Annotated in this window: 21 protein-coding genes and 1 pseudogene; 2 read left to right on the plus strand and 20 right to left on the minus strand. The window is 50.5% G+C overall.

Annotation, left to right across the window (positions count from 1 at the left end):
- From BBG47_RS24045 to BBG47_RS24065, 5 genes and pseudogenes are all read right to left on the minus strand, one after another.
- Positions 1 to 387 (minus strand): annotated as a pseudogene (locus BBG47_RS24045) (DUF4367 domain-containing protein); the annotation flags it as partial.
- On the minus strand, positions 353 to 943 hold the full coding sequence (locus BBG47_RS24050; RefSeq protein ID WP_065293829.1) for an RNA polymerase sigma factor: 591 nt from the start codon (positions 941 to 943) through the stop codon (positions 353 to 355). The pseudogene BBG47_RS24045 and the gene BBG47_RS24050, both read right to left, overlap by 35 nt.
- A gap of 349 nt (positions 944 to 1292) precedes the next feature.
- The gene (locus BBG47_RS24055; RefSeq protein ID WP_065293830.1) at positions 1293 to 2138 is read right to left on the minus strand and encodes a DUF4097 family beta strand repeat-containing protein; all 846 of its coding nucleotides are present in this window, start codon (positions 2136 to 2138) and stop codon (positions 1293 to 1295) included.
- Positions 2139 to 2320: 182 nt separating this feature from the next.
- Positions 2321 to 3043, minus strand: a complete 723-nt coding sequence (locus tag BBG47_RS24060; RefSeq protein WP_065293831.1) for a 4'-phosphopantetheinyl transferase family protein — start codon at positions 3041 to 3043, stop codon at positions 2321 to 2323.
- A gap of 173 nt (positions 3044 to 3216) precedes the next feature.
- A complete protein-coding gene (locus BBG47_RS24065; protein ID WP_254659910.1) occupies positions 3217 to 3567 on the minus strand; it encodes a YrdB family protein in 351 nt (116 codons plus the stop codon).
- A 191-nt stretch (positions 3568 to 3758) separates the two neighbouring features.
- On the opposite strand from BBG47_RS24065, the gene BBG47_RS24070 reads away from it, so the two are divergent.
- Both BBG47_RS24070 and BBG47_RS24075 read left to right on the plus strand, forming a co-directional pair.
- On the plus strand, positions 3759 to 4343 hold the full coding sequence (locus BBG47_RS24070) for a TetR/AcrR family transcriptional regulator (RefSeq protein ID WP_065293832.1): 585 nt from the start codon (positions 3759 to 3761) through the stop codon (positions 4341 to 4343).
- Positions 4344 to 4818: 475 nt separating this feature from the next.
- On the plus strand, positions 4819 to 7218 hold the full coding sequence (locus BBG47_RS24075) for a TPM domain-containing protein (protein WP_065293833.1): 2400 nt from the start codon (positions 4819 to 4821) through the stop codon (positions 7216 to 7218).
- A gap of 179 nt (positions 7219 to 7397) precedes the next feature.
- Here the strand turns inward: BBG47_RS24075 and BBG47_RS24080 are convergent, their stop codons facing one another.
- The 15 genes from BBG47_RS24080 to BBG47_RS24150 form a co-directional block, all read right to left on the minus strand.
- Positions 7398 to 8165, minus strand: a complete 768-nt coding sequence (locus BBG47_RS24080) for a DODA-type extradiol aromatic ring-opening family dioxygenase (protein ID WP_065293834.1) — start codon at positions 8163 to 8165, stop codon at positions 7398 to 7400.
- A gap of 94 nt (positions 8166 to 8259) precedes the next feature.
- Positions 8260 to 8895 carry an NAD(P)-dependent oxidoreductase gene (locus BBG47_RS24085; protein WP_065293845.1) on the minus strand — a complete coding sequence of 212 codons (636 nt, stop codon included), beginning with the start codon at positions 8893 to 8895 and terminating at the stop codon, positions 8260 to 8262.
- Positions 8896 to 9090: 195 nt separating this feature from the next.
- Complete coding sequence (locus BBG47_RS24090) at positions 9091 to 9528, minus strand: Rrf2 family transcriptional regulator (RefSeq protein ID WP_065293835.1); 438 nt, start codon at positions 9526 to 9528, stop codon at positions 9091 to 9093.
- Positions 9529 to 10106: 578 nt separating this feature from the next.
- Positions 10107 to 10961, minus strand: coding sequence for a phenylacetic acid degradation operon negative regulatory protein PaaX (gene paaX, locus BBG47_RS24095; RefSeq protein WP_065293836.1), 855 nt, complete (start codon positions 10959 to 10961; stop codon positions 10107 to 10109).
- A 126-nt stretch (positions 10962 to 11087) separates the two neighbouring features.
- Positions 11088 to 11510: a thioesterase family protein gene (locus tag BBG47_RS24100; RefSeq protein ID WP_065293837.1), complete on the minus strand. Its 423-nt coding sequence runs from the start codon at positions 11508 to 11510 to the stop codon at positions 11088 to 11090.
- Positions 11511 to 11565: 55 nt separating this feature from the next.
- Positions 11566 to 12765, minus strand: a complete 1200-nt coding sequence (locus tag BBG47_RS24105) for a thiolase family protein (RefSeq protein WP_065293838.1) — start codon at positions 12763 to 12765, stop codon at positions 11566 to 11568.
- Positions 12743 to 13516, minus strand: a complete 774-nt coding sequence (locus BBG47_RS24110; RefSeq protein ID WP_065293839.1) for a 3-hydroxyacyl-CoA dehydrogenase family protein — start codon at positions 13514 to 13516, stop codon at positions 12743 to 12745. Before BBG47_RS24110 ends, BBG47_RS24105 begins: the two co-directional genes overlap by 23 nt.
- On the minus strand, positions 13506 to 14384 hold the full coding sequence (locus BBG47_RS24115) for a 3-hydroxyacyl-CoA dehydrogenase family protein (protein WP_065293840.1): 879 nt from the start codon (positions 14382 to 14384) through the stop codon (positions 13506 to 13508). The genes BBG47_RS24110 and BBG47_RS24115 overlap by 11 nt, the downstream gene beginning before the upstream one ends.
- A gap of 3 nt (positions 14385 to 14387) precedes the next feature.
- Positions 14388 to 15188: an enoyl-CoA hydratase-related protein gene (locus tag BBG47_RS24120; protein WP_065293846.1), complete on the minus strand. Its 801-nt coding sequence runs from the start codon at positions 15186 to 15188 to the stop codon at positions 14388 to 14390.
- Between the two features lie 14 nt (positions 15189 to 15202).
- Positions 15203 to 15985 (minus strand): enoyl-CoA hydratase-related protein, encoded by a 783-nt coding sequence (locus BBG47_RS24125; RefSeq protein WP_217492520.1) that lies wholly within the window; start codon positions 15983 to 15985, stop codon positions 15203 to 15205.
- Entirely contained in the window at positions 15982 to 17337 is a 1356-nt protein-coding gene (locus BBG47_RS24130; protein ID WP_065293841.1) for a phenylacetate--CoA ligase family protein, read from the minus strand. The genes BBG47_RS24125 and BBG47_RS24130 overlap by 4 nt, the downstream gene beginning before the upstream one ends.
- A gap of 11 nt (positions 17338 to 17348) precedes the next feature.
- Positions 17349 to 18287 (minus strand): enoyl-CoA hydratase-related protein, encoded by a 939-nt coding sequence (locus BBG47_RS24135; protein WP_083189573.1) that lies wholly within the window; start codon positions 18285 to 18287, stop codon positions 17349 to 17351.
- Between the two features lie 60 nt (positions 18288 to 18347).
- Positions 18348 to 18779 (minus strand): PaaI family thioesterase, encoded by a 432-nt coding sequence (locus BBG47_RS24140; RefSeq protein WP_065293842.1) that lies wholly within the window; start codon positions 18777 to 18779, stop codon positions 18348 to 18350.
- On the minus strand, positions 18776 to 19078 hold the full coding sequence (locus BBG47_RS24145; RefSeq protein WP_065293843.1) for an EthD family reductase: 303 nt from the start codon (positions 19076 to 19078) through the stop codon (positions 18776 to 18778). Before BBG47_RS24145 ends, BBG47_RS24140 begins: the two co-directional genes overlap by 4 nt.
- Before the next feature lie 56 nt (positions 19079 to 19134).
- Complete coding sequence (locus BBG47_RS24150; protein WP_083189575.1) at positions 19135 to 20595, minus strand: NAD-dependent succinate-semialdehyde dehydrogenase; 1461 nt, start codon at positions 20593 to 20595, stop codon at positions 19135 to 19137.
- Positions 20596 to 20872 lie beyond the last annotated feature (277 nt).

The raw sequence follows: 20872 nt of genomic DNA on the forward strand, positions 1-20872 counted from the left end.
ATTTGTTTGATGATCCGGGTTATTGGCAACAAGATAGAACAGTCCAGCTTCACCGCTCTTTAACATCTTCTCCTTAAGTTCATGAAATGCCTTGAAATGCTCTTGTACATCTTTCGTTTCTGCTGGTCCCATCTCTTTCGCCGATTTAGTCTCATATACGACTTCGCCATCCTTATTCGACAATGAATGATACTGAACGGCCGCGTAACCCGTGGAAGCCATTAACATCGTCCCTACAATCACAGTCAAAGAAACTTTATATTTCACAAAAAACCTCTCTTTTTTTTTGGGTTCGGCATGCAAAATACTCATGACCTTTCCTGTCAAGTCAGCTTCGGGAATGCGCGGGTCATTAAATAATTTTTTCAAATCCCGATCCTTGTCCATATTCATACACTCCCAGCCCCTTTACATGAGCATAATGCTCTCGGAATTTTGCAGCCGTACGTTCGTATTTTTTACGCAGGCTTGCGCTGCTTTTACCCAAAATCAAACCGATCTCCTGGTAGCTCTTATCCTCGACGCAACGTAAAATTAATAAGTTCCGCTCTTCGGCCGTTAATTTTGACAAGGCTCGATGAACGGATTCATCAAAATAGTTGGCTTCAATCTGCAAATCGACATCTTTATTTTCCTTCTCGTCCCGGTAAAAAAACGGCAAATATTTCACCAGCTTCCGCTTGCGGATCATATCAATGCATTGATGATAAGCAATCTTGTACAACCAGGCTCGAAAGGGGACCTCACTCTGATATTTCCGCAAATTGCGAAATGTCTTTAAAAATACTTCCTGTGCGTTATCCTCCGCTTCGGTATAATTGCCGAGCATGTGATAACAATAGAGAAAAATCGGTTTTTGGTATTTCTCCATAATTATCTCAAATTTTGCTATGTTCCCATCCAGAACCTCTGCGATGATCTGACTTAACTCCGCGTCATCCAAGCCCTACTCCCCCTTCCACTCTGTACAACGAACAACTGGGCTAAGAATGTGACAACATGAAAAATAATTTCGGTAACTATAGGATATGACGACAATAAACGACCTGCGGATTAAGGCAAATTGAGGATAAAAGGGGACGCAACGACCAATTCGTTCCCAGCACTTATGAGGGGATGTAAATGGGGACGTAATCTGTCCATATGTAGGGTTTAGCCTTTCCTTGTTCCAAAAAGGAAACTGAAGAATGGGAGGCCGCCAGCATTTCGAAAAAAAAAACCATGCTACGCAAATTTCGATAGAAAAAGAGGCCGGGTTTCCCCCGTAGCGTTGAAGCGGCCCCTTTCCGACATTATTTGATTTTTTCCAATATCATTTTCCCAGACGAAGTCGTTACATCCAGAACAGGCGACTCCGATGTGGCCTGATTGACACTTGCCTCGAAATTTCTCTTGCTTTCCTTATGCTCGAGCGTTACCGGAATTTTCAAATCGGCACGTTCCAGCTTCGTATCGCCTACAATTCGGAATACCGCGTCCGGCTGGACTCGAATGGTCGCATTGCCCGAACTTGTATGAACGCGAACCGATTCATGGAATGGATAAATAGCCACATCTACGTTGCCAGAGGAGGCCTCTATACTGCCTTTTCCCGCCATTCTTCCGAGTTCAATGTTGCCCGAACTAGCTTCCACCTTATATTCCTTCCCCGCATATCCTTCAACAGATATGTTTCCGGACGAAGCTTCGACAGACAATTGGCCAGCTTCAATCTCACCTGTCGTAATATTACCGCTCGAAGCTTCTATCTTCAATTCCTCATAGACCTTCGCGGGAACTTCAACCTCTAGCGATAGAGATATGTTGGAATATAACTTTCCCATTATTGGCCCCACCTTGATCGCTAGCTGATCTTGATCCATTTCCGTGGCCAGGAGTTGTTCTTTCTCCTCTTCGCTGCCATCGAATGTGCCTTTTAATTGAACTTGAATCTGATCGCTAGTTCCAATCTTATATTGGATGTTGGAACTCTTTGTCTGAATCGAGATGCGAGATACATTCCCAGCGTCCAAAGATCGCTCTACATGAACAGGGATATCTTTCGTAGAAAGCACATTTGATATTCCTTGCTTACATGCGCTTAGGCCGAGTAGAATAGGGATCATCAACATAGCAGTTATCCATCTTTTGTTATTCAATTTGATTAATCTCCTTTATGAAATTACATGATAATTTCATGATATTGGTAATGGGTTAGCCGTATGACGCTGATTAGGATCACCGCTACTTCAACTTGTGAATTCCTCGAAGCCTCATTACCTCATCCATGAATCATCATTTGTAATGCGTCCAATCGTACAAACTGCAATAGTCTTATCTGTCAGGTCGCAGACGCAGCATGGGCTCGCAGATCTACATATCGCTGCAAAAATTCTGAGGCTTTACTAACGGCACAGGTCTCTGGCAGCCGCTTATACGCCGAGCAAGCAGTCATCTTATAATCAGGATGAACGGAATAAGACTTCCAATAATACGGGATGTCGCTAGGTGACGCTAATTGCCATGCAGCTTCGCCAGTCAGACTAGGGGTGAACGAACACAAGTCAATAGGCATGGATAACCCTTTGCCATCAGCCTTCACATAACTTTCCTTATAGGTCCACAGCTCGATAAAGTGCTCCATCCGTTCGTTTACTGGTACAGAGTCAAGCACCCGCTTCTCATCGATTGACAAAATGCTTGCAAAGCTCCCTAGCTCCATATCTTCATCAATCTGTTCTATATCAATCCCTACTGGGTGATCCTGATCGTTCGCAATGCCGACAACCCATGTTCCTGAATGCGAGATATTGAATTGAATGTGATTGTAAGGCCCACTCATATAAGGCTTGCCGAACTGATCCGCTTGAATCGCAATTTGATCAGATGAACAGCCTGTCATCTCTATTATTAAGCTCTTGGCAACGAGCTCACTTAGCACACAACGAATAGAGTCCATCTCTCGATAGAAACGGCCTACCCTCTCTCTTCGCTCTGGCGATAGAAAAGGCAGCCAGTCGTTCAGCCTGATCATGCTGTCGATTCGAACGGCAATTACTTTCATGATGCCTCCTTCTGCCATACATTCCTGATATATGACAAAAATTATACACCCGCCCCAATCATACTACAATATTTCCCTTTATTTCCTCAACTTACGATCCACGTGAATAAAATAAAAAACACCCAACTGCACGAGTTGAGTGCCACTGAGTAACGGTTACTAGATGACTGGTTTCACTGATTCCACATATACATCAACAACCAATTTCCCACCAGAACAATGAGAAAGATAGCAGCCCACACATGCTTTCCTACCACGTGCAGCGATAATGCAGCCAGACCAAAAAAAGCGGCCTCGAACAGCGCTCGGATCCAGCCTTCAAGCGGTATCGTTGCCTTGGGAGAGCCAAATGTCCCCCATATCAACATCGCCACGATAACGGAACCACCACCGAGCAAAATCTTCATTAGAGTGCTGTTGCCCATCTGTATTCCCCAATACGCAAAAGCTGCCAATGTACAAAGCTCCAACACGAACCGCAATCCTAAATTACACATTTGCAACACGTAGACGAACGTATCCATGCTCTCTCCCTCCATCTGATAGGATTCCATACCAAAAAAACAAATGATGTTATTGAGTTAGCTAATTATATTAGTTATAATATATCTAGATGGGGTCAATTGTCTATTGGGCATTGGCTATTTTTACAAATAGCGAAGTGTGAATGAAGAGTGAATGAACTGAATGACTTAACAACAGAGGAGAAATGAACATGTCACCAAGAGTTGGTTTGACTCCCGCAATGATACTAGAAGCAGCTACCCTAATTGCGGACAAACAGGGGATCGAAGCAGTTACGCTGGCTACATTAGCACAGCAGCTGAAGGTACGCCCCCCGTCCCTATATAATCACGTTGACGGTTTGCAGGGAATACGACTTTTGTTGTCTATTCATGGCCTGGAGCAATTAAACCACGCCTTGACACGCGCAGCTATTGGACGTTCAGGCGATGAGGCTGTTCGCTCGATAGGCAAAGCATATGTTGCCTTCGTCCGCAATCACCCTGGACTCTATGATGCAACACTCCTAGCCCCTGATCCACAAAACGCGGATGTGCAGCGAGTCAGTACGGAAATTGTTGAACTGGTCGTTCAAGTCCTGCATGCATATGAACTTACTGGCGATGCTGCGATTCATGCTGCACGCGGTCTTCGCAGCTTACTACACGGGTTCGCATCATTGGAGCAAAAGGGAGGCTTCGGCATTCCCCTCGACCTCGATGTCAGCCTAGAACTGCTAATCAATGCTTTTATTGCCGGCATTCACACGATCAAGGAATCTGCAGGGCCGCAATAGACAGCAATCCCACTCGACCAAAATCAAGAATTGGAACATCGTGTTAGACTCGCAACTTATTATTCGATATGAGTAGAACGCATAAATGCCGATCGAATGATCGGCATTTGTTCATCCGTGTATGCTGCTGACGAAATTTTGACCATTCCCCCTACGCACATATCCGCCTGTTCCATTCTAATAGCCTACTACAGTAATAGTCATCCACTGGTTGCTAAGAATCCAACACGTCCCTTTTCCCGCACATTCGTAATCATGTAGAAGCAATTTACATGTACCGGGATCAATAACAAGTTTGAATGTCCCCAGCTTTATCTCCTTTCCTTCGAGAAGAGAAGATCTTATGACGGATAGGGACACATACCCATAAGTAGGAACCATATTTTTACAAACAATTCAGAAGCTTCATCATTTCCGGTATACTGATACCATATGATTGAATGCTAGTAAATAACGCCTAGAAGGAGGTTCATACGTGAAACATCCGCTTCGCCTTTTCCTTATCTTCATGATCTTATTGATCAGCTTGCCTGCGGTGACATCATATGCCATACATATTCCCGACAAGGATGGTCATGTGCTCGATACAGCCAGCATGCTGTCCTCAACTGCGAGATTCAGTCTTGAACATGAAGCTGCCCAAGGACCGCTCGCCTTTTATATTGTTACATTGAACAGCTTGAATGGCGACTCCCCTTCCCAAGCAGCTACCGCCATTTATCAACAATGGAAGCTGGGAAGTGATGAGGTGCTGATTTTGATTTCGCAACAAGATCAGCGTATTGAGATGAACTTCAACAATCCTGCCCTGCAGGAGCAAATGGATGCAGCAGCCTTCCGCGCAAGCGGCAGTGCCGCATTGAAACAATTCATAGATACACACTTTATTCCTTATGCGAAGAAGGGCGATTTTGCGAAGGCAGTATCAGAGCTGATGAGTGCGTCTAATGCACTGGCAGCAAACATCGGAAATATGAATAACGGACTGACACCGGTTGGGCAACCTCATGGTCAGCAATCCAGTTCCTCATGGCTGTGGATTGTTCTAGTCATTGCAATTGGTTTGCTCTCACTCATCATCCTGTATCTCGTTCGCATGATGCAAACGGTGAAACGACTGCAAACGGACATACCGAGCTTGATGGTGCAGACGAATCATGCCTTGGAGAGCATTCGCACCATTCGAGATTTGTCCCAGGGGGCAACGCTTCAACAGGCTACAGAAGCAGGCGCTAAATCCGAGAAATCCATTATTCGCTTACATGAAATGAAGCAGTATGCAGCTAGCATAGGATGGCAGCAATGCCTTCAACCACGCACTCGTTCCGAGCTGAAGCGACTGAATACAGAACTGCAGGCAATGACACAAGAGACGCAGCAGCTAACCGCTCAAATCGAACATATTCAACAGCTCGATCTCAACTTGAAGCGAACAATAGCGGATGCTGCACAGCGGATAGAGCATGTTTCTACTTCCATCCAAGCGGACCAAGCGAGCCGCGGTTGGCCGCTGGAGGAACTGCTGCGAAGACAAGAAGCGATATCCGCTGAATTGCTGAGCAGCAAGCAGCTGGAAGTATTCGATCCGATTCAATCCGAGCAGCGAGTGATTCATGTGAATGAAGAAATTCAACGATTGGAACAGGATCAGCAATCGGTATCTAAGTACGCAGAACAGTATCAGCGCTTTCCCGAGCAGATGAATCAGTCTAGAAATTCCGTCTCCCAGATTGTCGAGGAGCATCGCTTGAAGCTCGTGCGTATCGATCCATACGGCAAGATTGAAGAAGCACAGCAGAGTAATGAGCAGATGCTTGATCGCCTGAAGCTTGGAGATATTCCTGCCACGGCACAGCATGCCGAGCGCGCAAGCCTACTGCTCGCTGAAGCTGTCCAGATCACGCAGCGTCTAGCGGACTTGAAGTTGAAGAACGCTCGCGATATCCAATCCATTGAAACGAAGCTGTCCCAATATGCAGCCCAGGATAGGGAACTGTCTGCATTGACTGCACGTGCACAGACGCAATATCGAGGCAAGCACTGGGAACAGGCTTGGAGGCAGTATCGTGAGGAGCTTCAGGCTGTAGATACAGTACAATCCGCACTTCGTCGAGTGACTCAATGGTGCGATGAGGACGTGCAGGAATATGAACAAGCAAGAAGCGAACTCGATCACATCCTTGCACTCCTTCAGAAGCTTGATCAAGCGGCTGAACAGTACAACGACTTAATCCACAAGCTCGATCGCAAGTTGGAGGAAGCGAAGCAGATGCAAGCATCTGCTGAAGACAGCTTCGCTCAAGGCTTGCATATGATCGATCGCCATCGTATCTACTCCAATTGGCAGCAGCAGGAGAAGAGCTTGGCAGCCATGCAATCCAGCATACGCCAGCTCCTGGCACAGCAGCCGTATGATATGGATTTACTTACAGATACGGGAACACGGTTCTTGAATGAAGCCAATCAATTCTTGAGTGCAATCGAACGAGCCGCGATTCAGAAACAAAATGTGGAACAGGAACTAGCTAGAATGGAGCAGCGATATCGTTCATCCAGCGCCAAATATGGCAGCAGGCTGAATGTTCACCAATATGGCTCACAGTTCTCATCCATTAGCACTGACGTTGATCGGTTAATGCATAATGGCGCTTATGACGAGGCCGCACGCAAGGCAGCTGCCTTATCAGGCATCCTTACAGCAATGGAGCAAGCTTATGAATCGATCATAAGACAAGAACGACAGCAAGAGGAAGCTGCCGCACGGCAAGCAGCTAATCGCAATACGAGCAGCAACTCATCAGGGGGATCAAGCTGGGGCAACAACAATAATTCTAATTCCTCAGGCGGATCTGGTAAGCAACATGTTGAAGGATAACACAATTGGATAACACAACTGTAGGTAACTTTGCTCATCTGGTTGTCTTTGGTTACCTTAGGCTATCTTAGATTATAACTGGTAACCAGTCCTACCTCGCAAGTGCTGCATAGCAAGAAGAGAGCTATCCCAATCACAGTAATCCTGTGAAGGATAGCTCTCTTTTGATTGCAGAAGCATTACGTAAAGGACATGCACATATAGCTGAGTGTCCCCATCTCATAGCTGCGATGAATGACCTTCGGATCATAGGCAGCTCCTGCACTTCCAAGCGCAATGAAGAATGGGACAAAATGTTCTGCCCGCGGTACTGCTAATGCAGCATGGGGAGCATGATCCCGATAAGCTGCCAGCTCACTCCATTGCTTCTTCTCCAGCTTCTCAATGAGCCAGTCATCGAACTGAATGGCCCAAGCTTCCGGCTCTGTCTGCTCCCACTTCAACATCCGCAAATTATGCACGGTCGCTCCGCTGCCTATGAGAAGAATATCCTCATCCAACTCACTTAGCGCCTCGCCGATTAGCAGCTGCTGCTCTGCAGGAAGGAATGGGTTTACCGAGATTTGTACAACCGGAATATTCGCATTCGGGTACAAATGCTTCAACAACGACCATGAACCATGATCTAGACCACGAGATTCATCACGGTTTACGGCAATCCCACGTGCGGACAAGCAGCGTTCTACTTCAGTGGCAATTTCGATGGAACCTGTAGCCGGATACTTCACCTGAAACAGTTCTTCTGGAAAACCATAGAAATCATAGATCGTCTCATACGTTCCAGTTTGGAACGATATTGTAGTCTCTTCGGTTTCCCAATGGGCACTGAACAGAACAATCGCCTTCGGCTGCATGCTTGCTCCGAGCTCAGTTAGAAAACGAGTATATTCATTATCCAATATGGCAATCATCGGCGAACCGTGACTAAGAAAGATTGATTTTGGCATCTCGATTCTCCTTTAATGTTCAACATTGCTGTATGCTGGAGCCTAGCCGCAGCTAGGCATCCATTCATAATGTTTGAATTGTAAATCGCAACGATTAATAAGCTGCTGTGAAGCGACGGCCTGTAAATTGCGGGTTCTCCACTTCATCCAAGATGGCCACGGAGAAATCTTCTGCTGAGATGCGGCTGTTGCCTTCTGCGTCTACAACCAATTGGTCAGTACCAGTACGATATTGTCCAGTACGCTCTCCTGGCTCGATCAAGGCAGCAGGACTTACATTCGTCCATGCCAATGTGGATTCATGACGATATACATCAAGCGCATCACGGTGTGCGAGTGCAATTGGCTTCCATGCATCTGGGAAGTCCGGAGTATCTACCACTTGAACGCCTGGAGCCACTTCAAGACTGCCCGCTCCTCCAACGGAAATCAAGCGCTCAACTCCTGCCTGTTTCACCCCGTTAATCAAGGCGCGAGTAGCTTCGACAAGCGAAGATTCTTCACCCATCTTAGGACCGATGGAACTAATCACAACATCATGGCCTGCTGTACGCTCCGCAACACTTGCAGAATTCAGAATATCTCCGGTTACCACTGTCAGGTTCGCATGCGACTGTGCAACACGTGAAGCATCACGAACAACTGCCGTTACCTCATGTCCTCTAGTCAAAGCCTCGTTCACAATACGTTGTCCAATTGTACCTGTAGCACCATATACTGCAATTTTCATAATCATCGATCTTCCCTTCTATATTCAATATTCGTTATTGCCTTCAAGTAAGTACCTTCAAGTAAGCAGTGCACGCTCACAACCACAATAAAACTTTAATGTAATAAAGACAGTTACAACTAGACCGCGAAAAACTCCATTAGTCACTGGAGTATTTCTAATTCGAATTGATAACCGCCTGCATCCTAGAACGATTTACTCATTCTCTTCCATTCGATCCTTCAGGTCAACTGCCAGATGATCCAAGGTCATTTCTGCCAGCACCTGCTCCATGGCAGATTGCGCACGCAGCATAACTAGTTGTAACACCGATTCTATATTGGCTCCGATTGGACACTTCGGATTCGGATGATCATGGAACCCGAACAACTCTCCCTCTTCAACAGCCTCTACAGCACGATATACATCAAGAAGCGTAATATCGCCTGCCGGCTTGCTTAACGTTGCCCCACCAGTTCCAGGTCGTACATCGACGAGCCCAGCCTTCTTCAATTGAGACGTTACCCGCCGGATAACAACAGGATTCGTGTTGACGCTGCCCGCCATCCACTCCGACGTATGATGGGCGTTCGGTTCAAGCGCCAGCAAGGATAGAATGTGGACGGCTACACTAAAGCGGCTGCTTATCTTCATGCTGCTCACCCTTTCGTGTAACCATTATAGTTACAACCAGTTTGAATTGTCAAGCTTCCTTTTTTCCATCTGCAAATGAAAAGCGGCCACGCCGTTCGATATATTGGCGCACACCGCTATCTCACTTAGTGATAACACACTCATTCCTCGCAATTCCCTATATGTCCTAGCTGCCTATTTTGCAATTTGGCACAAATTACAGAAGCAAAGCGCTTATCTTTATGTGCAATTGAAATGAAGGACATTTGTACGTTTCCCTAGTAACTAAATTCGGATTCAACCAAATGATTCCACAAACAAGAGAGCTATCATCAGAACTTTTTACACAAGCATACAGAATGAGGACAAGTATTCATACATGAGGTGACACGTGATAAACCGCAAAACGCACCATTGGAATCATCGAAATGCTGTTCACTCCATGTCTTATGACTCGCACAAGCTTCCATTAAAAACAACGGTAATACGACCCTACGTTAAAGCACGGAAGCAAAAAGGCTGCAAAGAGCCCTTATAAATCAAAAATCATAGAGATTCATTTTCCCGAGATATGTACCTATGCCAATGTTCCAAAAGTGTTATGCATGCTCGATATTGCGAAGCGGAAGCGCATCAGGAGAAGGTTCATATACTTGTTCAAAAAAACGACTGGCCCCTGTATGAAGCAAATCATAGTAGTTGTGGAACAATTGATCCGCTTCCTTGCCTAACCACACATCTGGCAACAGCTCTTCAGGGAAGTCCGGATCAATGAATAAAAACTTCCGGTACCAGTGAACCAGTTTGCTCTTCTCTACGAAGCAGTAGCCGTCAGGTATGGTATCCCCCTGCTGCATCATCGTGAGCAATTTTTCATAACTTGGGCGGTATACCTCAATAAATTCAGCATAAGCCGCATTAATCTCATCGATGTTCCAGCACTTCTGCACCAACTGTCTAGATTTGCTCCAAGCGAGATGATCTGCCTTAAAAATTTCCACATATCCGGATATCCCGCGTGATTCCACGATGTCCCTCACCTTGTCGGTCAGATCGTTAGGACTGATCCAGGTGCTCGTCGTCAACATGCCAAAGCCGAGCCATGCCAGTTCCTTGCGCAATTGATCCCGTATGCCCCGATCCTTTTCGGGAATGTTGTAGCTCGCAATGCACCATTTGCCGTCCCACACATCTGTCTCTTGCTTATAAATGCGGGCCGCCGCCTCATCCAAGCGCCGCTTGCCGCGCGGGGACATTGAATAATAGCTGCGATTTCCCACCTTGCGCGATTCCAGCCACCCTTGGCGCAGCATGCGCGAGATAGCGGCCCGTACGGCCTGTTCGGTCAAACCGAATTCCCCCATCAGGGCGGTCAGGCTCCCAACCCAGATTTCGCTACCATAATGACGTACATACTCGCCGTATATGGTAAACAGCATCGATTGCGGCCTCATGTTCACCACTCCTAGTCAATCACGTGATTTCCAAATGTTGTATCTCGTCAAATTGTATCACTTGATTCTCCATAGCTCAAGCAAAATGGAGGGCATGTCGGAGTGGAGGAACCACCGCTCAGCTTGTCAAGATAGCTTCTGCTCTTCTTCCGCCTTGCGGCGCAAAGCCGTGAGCCGCTCTGCCATCGTATTCTTATAGAAAACCGCCTGCGTAAACGTTCCTTTCCCGACTAGATTGATTCGCGTCTCTGCCGTCACCTCGCACACCATGCGCTTCGCTCCCACCTCGATACATACAGCTCGAAACGTTACCTCCTGTCCGGCGACCGCAGGCCCTATATGCTTGATATCGAGAGCGAGCCCCGAAGCTTCTTCCTCTTCGTCCAAAAAAGGAACGATCATCTCTCGACCTGCCTTCTCCATATAGTAAATCATGGTGACGGTAGACATCACTTCGTGAATGGTCGTGCCGTCAAAAGCAGGATGCATATCCGGTGTAACAGTCACAGCAAAAGATAATTCAGCGCCCGGAACCAATCCTGGCTTCACGTCGATTCCTCCTTGCCAAAAAAATCAACCATGCCCATTCAAGCTGCCGGCCTGGTCATATTCGCTCAATTATCGTGGCGATGCCTTGACCGACGCCGATGCACATCGCAGCCAAGCCAAAACGTACCTCTCGGCGCTCCATCTCATTGAGCAGTGTCGTTAGTATCCGAGCTCCGCTACACCCAAGCGGATGACCAATTGCAATCGCCCCGCCGTTCACATTGACCCGTACCGGGTCGATATTCAACTCCCGCATGCTGGCAATTGCCTGTGCAGCAAATGCTTCATTCAGCTCAAACAGATCAATGTCCCCGATACTCAGTCCAGCCTGCTGAAGCGCTTTGCGCGCGGCCGGCACGGGGCCGATTCCCATCACGGACGGATCGACGCCAGCAGATGCAGCAGCAACCACGCGGGCGCGTGGGCGAAGTCCGAGCGAATGGGCGGCCTCCTGTTCCATAATGAGCAGCGCCGCTGCCCCGTCGTTCAGTCCCGACGAGTTCCCGGCCGTCACAGTTCCCCCTTGCTTGAAGGCCGGCTTCAACTTCTGCAACTGCTCCAGCGTCGTCTCAGGACGAGGATGTTCATCCTGCTCGATCTTCATGATCTGGCCCTTGCGCCCGGTGACCTCCACCGGAACAAGCTCGGCTGCAAACTTCCCCGCTGCTTGGGCTTCAGCATACTTCCATTGGCTGGAGAGCGCAAACTCATCCTGCGCCTCCCGGCTTACGCCGTATTGCTCCGCCACATTCTCCGCCGTCTCCCCTAGACTGATGGGAGGATAGAGAGTGGCCAGCTTGTCATTGGTCATCCTCCAGCCCAAAGTCGTGTCGAAGATCTGCTGGTGCCCACGCTGAAAAGCGGCCTCCGGCTTCATCATCACATAAGGTGCCCGCGTCATGCTCTCCGTCCCGGCGGCAATATACATATGTCCCGCCCCTGCCATAATGGCATAGGCGCTTTGCTGAACGGCCTCCATACCAGATCCACATAGGCGATTTACCGTCACGCCCGGCACCTCGACCGGCATTCCAGCCAGCAGCAGCGACATGCGCGCCACATTGCGGCAGTCCTCTCCCGCCTGATTCGCACAGCCGACAATAACGCCGTCTACCCGATCAGGGGCGACCGGATTCCGCTCCAACAGGCTGCGAATAACGATCGCGCCCAGATCATCGGCGCGCACATCCTTGAGCGCTCCGCCGTAGCGTCCGATCGGCGTACGTATCGCATCAATAATTACGGGTGTTGCCATCTTGTTCCCCCCCAATATCATAGGAATAGAAGCCTTGGCCGCTGCGGGAGCCAAACCGGCCTGCCAACACGAGCTTGCGCAGAAGCGGAGCTGGGCGATACCGTTCTTCACCCAGATCGCGGTGGAGACCGCTCAGAACCGCCAGCACATCATCCAGCCCGATTCTGTCTGCCCATTCAAGTGGACCGTACGGATAACCGGTTCCCAGCTTCATAGCCGTATCGATATCCGTAGCGGAAGCTGTCCCTTCCATTAGAGCGAAGGCGGCTTCATTTACGATTAAGGCGAGAATGCGCGGGAAGACAAGTCCCGCCTCATCCTGCACAATGTCTACCTGTTTACCCAAAGAGAGGAACAGCTCCTCCACACTATGAAGGGTTTCCTTTGATGTCTGCAAGGCAGGAGCCACTTCAATCAACTCGCGTTCTTCCAGGGGTGCGAGCGTTCCGAAGCCGCATATTCGCTTCGGTTGAGATGCCCAGGATGCGATCTCAGTGGCAGAGAGAGCTAACGAGGTAGCCGCGATTGGTATTTCCGGCGGCAATAGCCGATCCATTTTCACGATATTCGCCTGTTTTTCAACCACATCATCATTGGTTACTTCCATACCGTATCGAACCGAGGAGAGGGCATCCCTGCACTCCTCCGACTCTGCCAAGGAAATAATCTGATATCCGCTTCGTTCTAGCAGCACATGAAGGCCTTCGCGCAGCGGGCCGTTTCCATCCAACAGGATCGCGTTATTGGTCATATGAATAAAACCCCTCTCCTGTCTTCCTGCCTAAGCTTCCTGCCTGCACCATGCGCTGCTGTATCCGGCTCGGCTTGAAGCGGCTCTCATGATTGAACCGGGTATAGACCGATTCCGTTGTCGCCAGATTCACGTCGAGACCAATTAGATCCTGCAGCTCGAACGGCCCCATTTTGAAACCGCCAGCCTGCTTCATAATGCGATCAATCTGCTCCGGTTTAGCCACCCGGTCGCTTATGATGCGCAGCGCTTCATTATAATAAGGTCGGGCGACGCGGTTGACGATAAATCCGGGCGAGTCCTCCGCCAACACAGGCACCTTGCCCAGCTCCTCCGCAAACCTGCGGGCGGCAGCGACGCAGGCATCTGCCGACTTGTGGCCGCGGATGATTTCCACAAGCGGCATAACCGGCGCAGGGTTGAAGAAATGAAAGCCTATGATGCGCTCCGGATGAGGCAAGCCTGCTGCAAGTTCCGTAATGGAAAGGGAGGACGTATTGCTCAGCAGCAGCACATCACTGCTGCAAAGCTCTGTTAAGCGGGCGAACACAGAGCGCTTCAACTCCAGATTCTCGGGGATCGCCTCGATGACGATCGAGCATGAGCTTAATGCTGCCATGTCCTGCACTAACTCAATAAGATTATGTGTCGACCGTTTCTCTTCCGCCGAGATTTTCCCCTTCGCAACATCCTTCGACAGAACCGAACCGATATAGGCCTGCGCAGCCTCCAGCACCTCTGGCTTAATATCCTGCAATCGAACACGGCGACCCCGCCGAGCGCATACGAGCGCAATCCCCGCTCCCATTGTGCCAGCACCAATAATACCGACCGTGCCGGGGCTTCCTCCGGAAACATAGTCTTCCATCGGCTATACCCCCTTGAACATAGGCGGCCGCTTCTCTAGAAAAGCCTGCATGCCTTCCCGGTGATCCTGCGTGCGTCCGGCGATCTCCTGGGCATATGCCTCCTGCTCCAGTGTCTCCGCCAGCCCCTTTTCCAGTCCCCGGTTCATTGTCTGCTTCATCAACCAGATCGCCCGCGTCGGAAGCTGAGCTAGCTTGGCTGCAAGCTCAGCTGCTTCCTCGTCCAGCCGTTCGGCAGAGCATACGCGATTAACCAAGCCAATCCGATGCGCCTCCTTCGCCGTAACGCGATCCCGAATCGTGGCAATTTCTATCGCCTTGGCCAAGCCGACAAGACGCGGCAGGAAGTAGCATCCCCCTGAATCGGGAACAAGCCCTATATTAATGAATGCACTGACAAAATAAGCCCGCTCAGACATCACACGCATATCACAAGCAAGGGCGAGGCTCATCCCTGCTCCTGCCGCTACGCCGTTCACAGCCGCGATAACCGGCAGCTCCGTGTTGCGAATTTGCAAAATGAGCGGATTGTAGCGCGAACGCAGCATGTCGCCGTGGTTTGCAGCTCCGTCCTGCCCGACCACACCGCCGGCACCTGGCACATCGCCCAGATCCTGCCCTGCGTTGAATGCTTTGCCCGCTCCGGTCAGGACAATACAGCGCGCCGCAGCATCTTTGCCTGCTTGACGGAACGCATCAATTATCTCGGCGATCATCTTCCCGGTGAAGGCGTTGTACTTATCCGGCCGATTCATCGTGATCCGGGCTACGCCTGCTGATACTTCGTACAGAATCGTCTCATACACAGCCATGATTCCTCCTATCTGCCCTTGAATTGGGGACTTCGCTTCTCTTGAAAAGCAAGCATGCCTTCCTTCTGATCCTCGCTCGCGAACAACAGATGGAAACATTGCCGCTCAAAATCAAGACCTTCGGCCAGTGAAAGATCCTGCGCCTTGCGAACGGCCTGCTTAATAAGGGAAACAGCCAGAGGCGGCTGGTCGGCAATGCGCCGCGCAAGCTTCAGCGCTTCCTCCAAATAAAGCTCAACTGGAGCTACCTTGTTAATTAGACCACAGCGAAGAGCCTCTTCCGCGAGCATCGTATCCCCGGTCAGCAGCAGTTCCATCGCCTTGCGCTGCCCCACTGCCCTGGTCAACCGCTGCGTTCCTCCAGCACCGGGCATAACACCAATGCGAATTTCCGGCTGCCCGAAGCGCGCCGTATCCGAGGCAACAATAAGATCACAGTTCATCATCAGCTCACAGCCTCCGCCGAGCACATATCCGCTCACAGCGGCGATGATCGGTTTAGTGATGCCGCCGATGCGATCCCAGACATCGAACTGTCGCTTCAACAGCAGCGAAACAGCGGATTCATCCGCCATTTCCCTAATATCCGCTCCTGCGGCGAAGGCCTTATCATTCCCTGTAATAACAAGCACCTTCACAGCATCGTCCCGATCCATTCGTTCCAGTTCAGCCACAAGCTCCTGCATCAGCTCGCGATTCAAAGCATTCAACACGTCTGGCCGATTCAGGGTAAGCACACCTACAGCACCGTCCACCGACACGGTCACATTACTACTGCCCATCTTCGTCATCCCGCCCCCACTCCTTCACTTTCTTCAACGTCTGCCGCTCGCTTGCGGTTATCGACAACGCGTACTGCTTTTCCCTCGCTGCGCGCAATCGAATCCGGCTCATTCACATGCAGTAAAACAGAGACACCGAGCGAGCATTTGATCGCCTTGCCGATCTCCTTTACCAGTTCGGCAACCTCCTGGCTTTCCAGAACGCTGCCTACCCGACTCCAGAATTCCGGCGTAATCTCGCAATGAATCTCGAAGCGGTCAAGTGCATTGTCCCGCTCAATGACGACTTGATAATGGGGCGCAAGTTGGGAGAAGTTAAGCAGCACAGCCTCAAGCTCGGTTGGGTAAACGTTGACGCCGCGTATAATCAGCATGTCATCTACTCTTCCTTTAATCCGGGACATCCGCATCGTCGTGCGGCCACATTTGCAGGTACCCGGGTGAAGCGACGCAATATCGCCCGTCCTGTAGCGGATGACTGGGAATGCTTCCTTGGTCAGTGAAGTAAACACCAGCTCGCCTTCCTGCCCGTACGGCAGCGGTTCACCCGTCTCGCGATCGACCACCTCCGCCAGAAAATGATCTTCGGCAATATGCAGACCATCCTGCGCTTCCTGGCACTCGATAGCGATACCTGGCCCAAGCACCTCACTCAATCCATAAATATCAATCGCCTTAATTCCAAGAGCATCCTCTAGATGGCGGCGCATTTCCTCCGACCAAGGCTCCGCGCCAAAAATGCCGTACTCGATGCTCGTTGCCCGCGTATCAATGCCCTGCTTGCGCATTTCCTCCACCAGATTCAAAATATAGGACGGTGTACCTGACAAGCCGCGCGGCTTGAAATCCTGAATAAGCGTAATCTGGCGCGGTGTATTCCCTCCTGACACAGGTACAGCGACCGCGCCCAGACACTCGATGCCATAATGCAGGCCCAATCCTCCTGTGAACAAGCCATACCCATACGCGTTGTGAAAAATATCCCCGGGCCGACCACCTGCGCAGCAAATGGCGCGCGCAACAATTTCAGCCCAAGCTTCAATATCCTGCTTCGTGTACCCCACAACGATCGGCTTGCCTCTCGTGCCGGATGAACCATGGATACGTACAACTTCGCTCATCTCGGTCGCGAACAATCCGAACGGATAATAATCGCGCAGATCGGATTTCTTCATGAACGGCAGGCGGCGGATATACTCCAAACTGCGAATGTCCTCCGGATCAAGGCCCGCCCGATCTAACGCAGCACGATGAAAAGGTACTCGGTCATATGCCCGCTTGACGGCGTGGCGGAGTCTCTCCAGTTGGAGCACCCGCATCCGTTCATGCGGCATCGTTTCCATTTCGACATTGAATATCACGCGCTACCCTCCTACACCCCACGGAAGACAGGCTTTCGTTTGTCCGCAAAGGCTTCTAATGCCTCTGCCCGATCCTTCGTCGGGATAATCATCTCATAGGCTTGTGCCTCAACCTCTAGTCCGGAGTACAAACCAACATGGCTGCCCCAGTTTATGGCGTATTTGGCCTGATAGACCGCGAGCGGCGCATTAGATGCAATCTCATTCGCCAAATCAAGCGTCATTGTGTGGAGCTGCTCTGCGTCATCGGCTATTCCGTTCAGCAATCCGTATTGCAGCGCATCTTGGGCGTTCATTTTCCGCGCAGTCAGGATGAGCTCCTTCGCCCGCGCTGGCCCGATAAGCCGCGGCAGCCGCTGCGTTCCACCTGCACCGGGAATGATGCCCAGACTCACCTCGGTAAGTCCCATACGGGCATCCCGAACAGCTAAGCGCAAATCGCAGGCCAGCATTAATTCGAAACCGCCGCCGAACGCATATCCGTTCACTGCTGCAATCGTCGGCTGCGGAAGCTCCTCCATGGCGGTGAACACATCCCGGATCGCACGCACGTTGCGTCTCACCTGTTGTTCATTCAGCGTGCGCCGTTCCTTTAGATCAGCCCCTGCGCTGAAGGCTCGGCCCGCGCCCGTCACGATAACGACACGAATCTGATGACGATCCTCCCGGATTTCCGCGACGATTTCTCCCAGGCGCACCAGCGTTTCATAATTGAGGGCATTTAAGTCGGCAGGCCGATTCAGCGTAATGACGGCAACATGATCGTGGCGATCCAGCTTCACTGACTGTACCGTCTCTTGCTCCTGAAGCGTACCTTGAACTTGTACCTGGTCTTGCACCTGTTCATGTCCCTGATTCAGATTTTGCTGATTCAGACCCTGTTCTTGATCCTGCACCGGTACCTCACTTTGCACCGACGCCTTGCTCAATCTCTGCTCCTGCATCTCCATCGATTCGTTCAGCCCCCTCTTTTCCGCTGATCCGTCTGCTCGACAACCTACTCCATCGCCTTATTCCTGCTTCGTGGACGGCAATTCCGTGCCTTGTTCCCCTCGATTAGGACTGACGCGCGCGTATGTCCCCAAAGCGACAGCGACAAGCTTCCCATCGCAGGTAATGCGCGCGTCCATCACAATTAAATTGCGCCCGCGCTTCAGCACCCGAGACTCCGCAACAAGAAGTTCGCCGATGGCCGGAGACAAATAATTGATCTTGCTCTCCACGGTTACACACTGCTGCACCCCGTCAATCGGGGGTGCAGCCGCATGGCCCATGGCAGCGTCAGCCAACGTGTTCGTCACGCCGCCATGCACGAAGCCTTCGATGCTGTTATGAAGATCAGGGTGGGTATGCAATTGCATAACACATCCATCTTCATCCAGCCGAACGATCTCGATTCCAAGCAAATCATTAAACCGGTTGCGATGCGTCGGCTTGCTCACTCATGAACCTCCGCCATATGCATGGATACCAATTTGCCGGCAAACCCCATCAAATCCTTGCCGGACGCCTTGCCCTCAGCGGATGACAGGGCTGCCTTCAAGGCCTCTTTCGATTCAAAATACATCTCGCAAATCAGGTGCAAATCGCTATCCCCCATTGGCGTTCCATAAATCGTTCCCACCTCCATCTTCACGAGTCCAGGCATTTTTGCTGCCAATGGAGAATGGGTATTAAAATAATGCTCGTTGAACGCCTCGACATCCTCAGGCTTGCGGTAGATCGCGATTAATTTGACCATGAATAAATCCTCCCTTATCTCTCAATATTCATTCATTACATCTATCAAAACGATGATTACAACCCGAACGAAACAAATTTCGTTTCCAAAAATGCATCCATTCCGTAGCGTCCGCCCTCCAGGCCAAGTCCGCTTTCCTTCCAGCCTCCGAATGGCGCCTGAGTCTGTGTTGGTGAACCATCATTAATACCTACGATGCCGTATTCCAAAGCCTCCGCCAGACGGAAACAGCGGCTGCTGTCACGCGTATAGGCATAGGCAGCCAAGCCATATGATGTGTCGTTCGCCATTTGGATAACATCCGTTTCATCCGTGAAGGTCATCATCGGCACAACTGGGCCGAATGTTTCCTCGGCAGCAATCTCCATTTCCTTAGTTACGCCCGTAATGACGGTCGGCTCGCAATAGAAGCCTTTGCCGTATTCCCCCTCCATCAAGCGCTTGCCGCCGAAAACAACTTTCCCGCCTTTGTCCTGTGCATCCTGAATATGGCGCAGCACTTTATCAAGCGCCCGTTGGTTAACGAGCGGGCCAATTTCGGTCTCTTTGCTGCGTCCGTCGCCAACCTTCGCCTTGCTCAGCCGTTCGATCAGCTTGGTGCTGAATGCCTCTGCCACAGACTCGTGCACATACAGGCGATTCGTACAGATGCACATTTGTCCTGAATTGCGGAACTTGCTCTCGAACAGCCCCGCAACCGCCGCATCCAAGTCGGCATCCTCGAACACAATAAACGGCGCATGGCCGCCCAATTCCAGACTGACCCGCTTCACATGCTTGGCCGCCCCTTCCATCAACAGCTTGCCGACGTGCGTCGAGCCGGTGAAGGCAATTTTGCGAACCTTTGGATTGTCGAGCAGCTCCTGGCCCACTGTCTCCGGCTGGCCGATGACCAGATTAGCGACACCGGCTGGGAAACCGGCTTGTGCGATCAGCTCGAATAACTTAATTGCGCTTAGCGGCGTGCTCTCGGCTGGCTTCAAAACGACCGTGCACCCTGCGGCGAGCGCGGGCGCAATCTTCCGCGCGACCATATTAACCGGGAAGTTCCATGGTGTGATCGCTCCGACGACGCCGACCGGGTGGCGGCTGACCATAATCCGCTTGTTCGGCACAGAGGATGGAACCGTCTCGCCATACACCCGCTTCGCTTCCTCTGCATACCACATGAAGTTGTCGGCAGCCCCCAGCACCTCGCCTTTGGCCTCACGCAGCGGCTTACCCATCTCCGCCGAGATGATGCCCGCCAGTTCATCACGATGGCTGCGCACCAATTCATATAGTTGGTACAAATATTTTGAACGCTCACGGGCGGTCAAGCGAGACCAGCCTGGGAATGCCTGATGAGCCGCATCGATGGCCGCTCTTGCGTCCAAATGATCACCATAGCTTACCGTCCCTACCTCTTCTCCAGTTGCTGGATTAACGACACGGAGCATACCGCCGCCTTGTGCTTGCGTCCATTCTCCGTTGATGAACATCGACTTCAATTCAACAGTCTGCATGCTTTTTTCCATCGTAATCGGATACCCTCCCTCTGCCTCTGCGGCTTATACCGCTCCAGAGGCGGCGCAAATGTGCGCAATCGTTTTCCTTGCCTTCCTTGTCGCTGCCTGTAAAAAAATTACTTGTTCAACCTTTACAGAGCCTTGTAACACCATACAAAAAAAGCAGTGCAACAAACCAAACGTCTAACAACATCACAATCCCGCTATGAACTACAGGCATTAATCCTTAAAACCTTAAAGCCTTAGAGCACTAAAGATTAAGCATTAAGCATTAAGCATTAAGCAT

Origin of the sequence: Paenibacillus sp. KS1 (assembly GCF_001680695.1) — a bacterium.
In the GTDB taxonomy this organism is placed as follows: domain Bacteria; phylum Bacillota; class Bacilli; order Paenibacillales; family Paenibacillaceae; genus Paenibacillus_B; species Paenibacillus_B suaedae.

Bases quoted from the DNA above. Each gene is read 5' to 3' on its own strand.
- BBG47_RS24060 (WP_065293831.1), bottom strand. From the start codon at position 3,043: ATGAAAGTAATTGCCGTTCGAATCGACAGCATGATCAGGCTGAACGAC.
- BBG47_RS24065 (WP_254659910.1), bottom strand. From the start codon at position 3,567: ATGGATACGTTCGTCTACGTGTTGCAAATGTGTAATTTAGGATTGCGG.
- BBG47_RS24070 (WP_065293832.1), top strand. From the start codon at position 3,759: ATGTCACCAAGAGTTGGTTTGACTCCCGCAATGATACTAGAAGCAGCT.
- BBG47_RS24080 (WP_065293834.1), bottom strand. From the start codon at position 8,165: ATGCCAAAATCAATCTTTCTTAGTCACGGTTCGCCGATGATTGCCATA.
- BBG47_RS24085 (WP_065293845.1), bottom strand. From the start codon at position 8,895: ATGAAAATTGCAGTATATGGTGCTACAGGTACAATTGGACAACGTATT.
- BBG47_RS24090 (WP_065293835.1), bottom strand. From the start codon at position 9,528: ATGAAGATAAGCAGCCGCTTTAGTGTAGCCGTCCACATTCTATCCTTG.
- paaX (WP_065293836.1), bottom strand. From the start codon at position 10,961: ATGAGGCCGCAATCGATGCTGTTTACCATATACGGCGAGTATGTACGT.
- BBG47_RS24105 (WP_065293838.1), bottom strand. From the start codon at position 12,765: ATGGCAACACCCGTAATTATTGATGCGATACGTACGCCGATCGGACGC.
- BBG47_RS24110 (WP_065293839.1), bottom strand. From the start codon at position 13,516: ATGACCAATAACGCGATCCTGTTGGATGGAAACGGCCCGCTGCGCGAA.
- BBG47_RS24115 (WP_065293840.1), bottom strand. From the start codon at position 14,384: ATGGAAGACTATGTTTCCGGAGGAAGCCCCGGCACGGTCGGTATTATT.
- BBG47_RS24125 (WP_217492520.1), bottom strand. From the start codon at position 15,985: ATGACGAAGATGGGCAGTAGTAATGTGACCGTGTCGGTGGACGGTGCT.
- BBG47_RS24135 (WP_083189573.1), bottom strand. From the start codon at position 18,287: ATGGAGATGCAGGAGCAGAGATTGAGCAAGGCGTCGGTGCAAAGTGAG.
- BBG47_RS24145 (WP_065293843.1), bottom strand. From the start codon at position 19,078: ATGGTCAAATTAATCGCGATCTACCGCAAGCCTGAGGATGTCGAGGCG.
- BBG47_RS24150 (WP_083189575.1), bottom strand. From the start codon at position 20,595: ATGGAAAAAAGCATGCAGACTGTTGAATTGAAGTCGATGTTCATCAAC.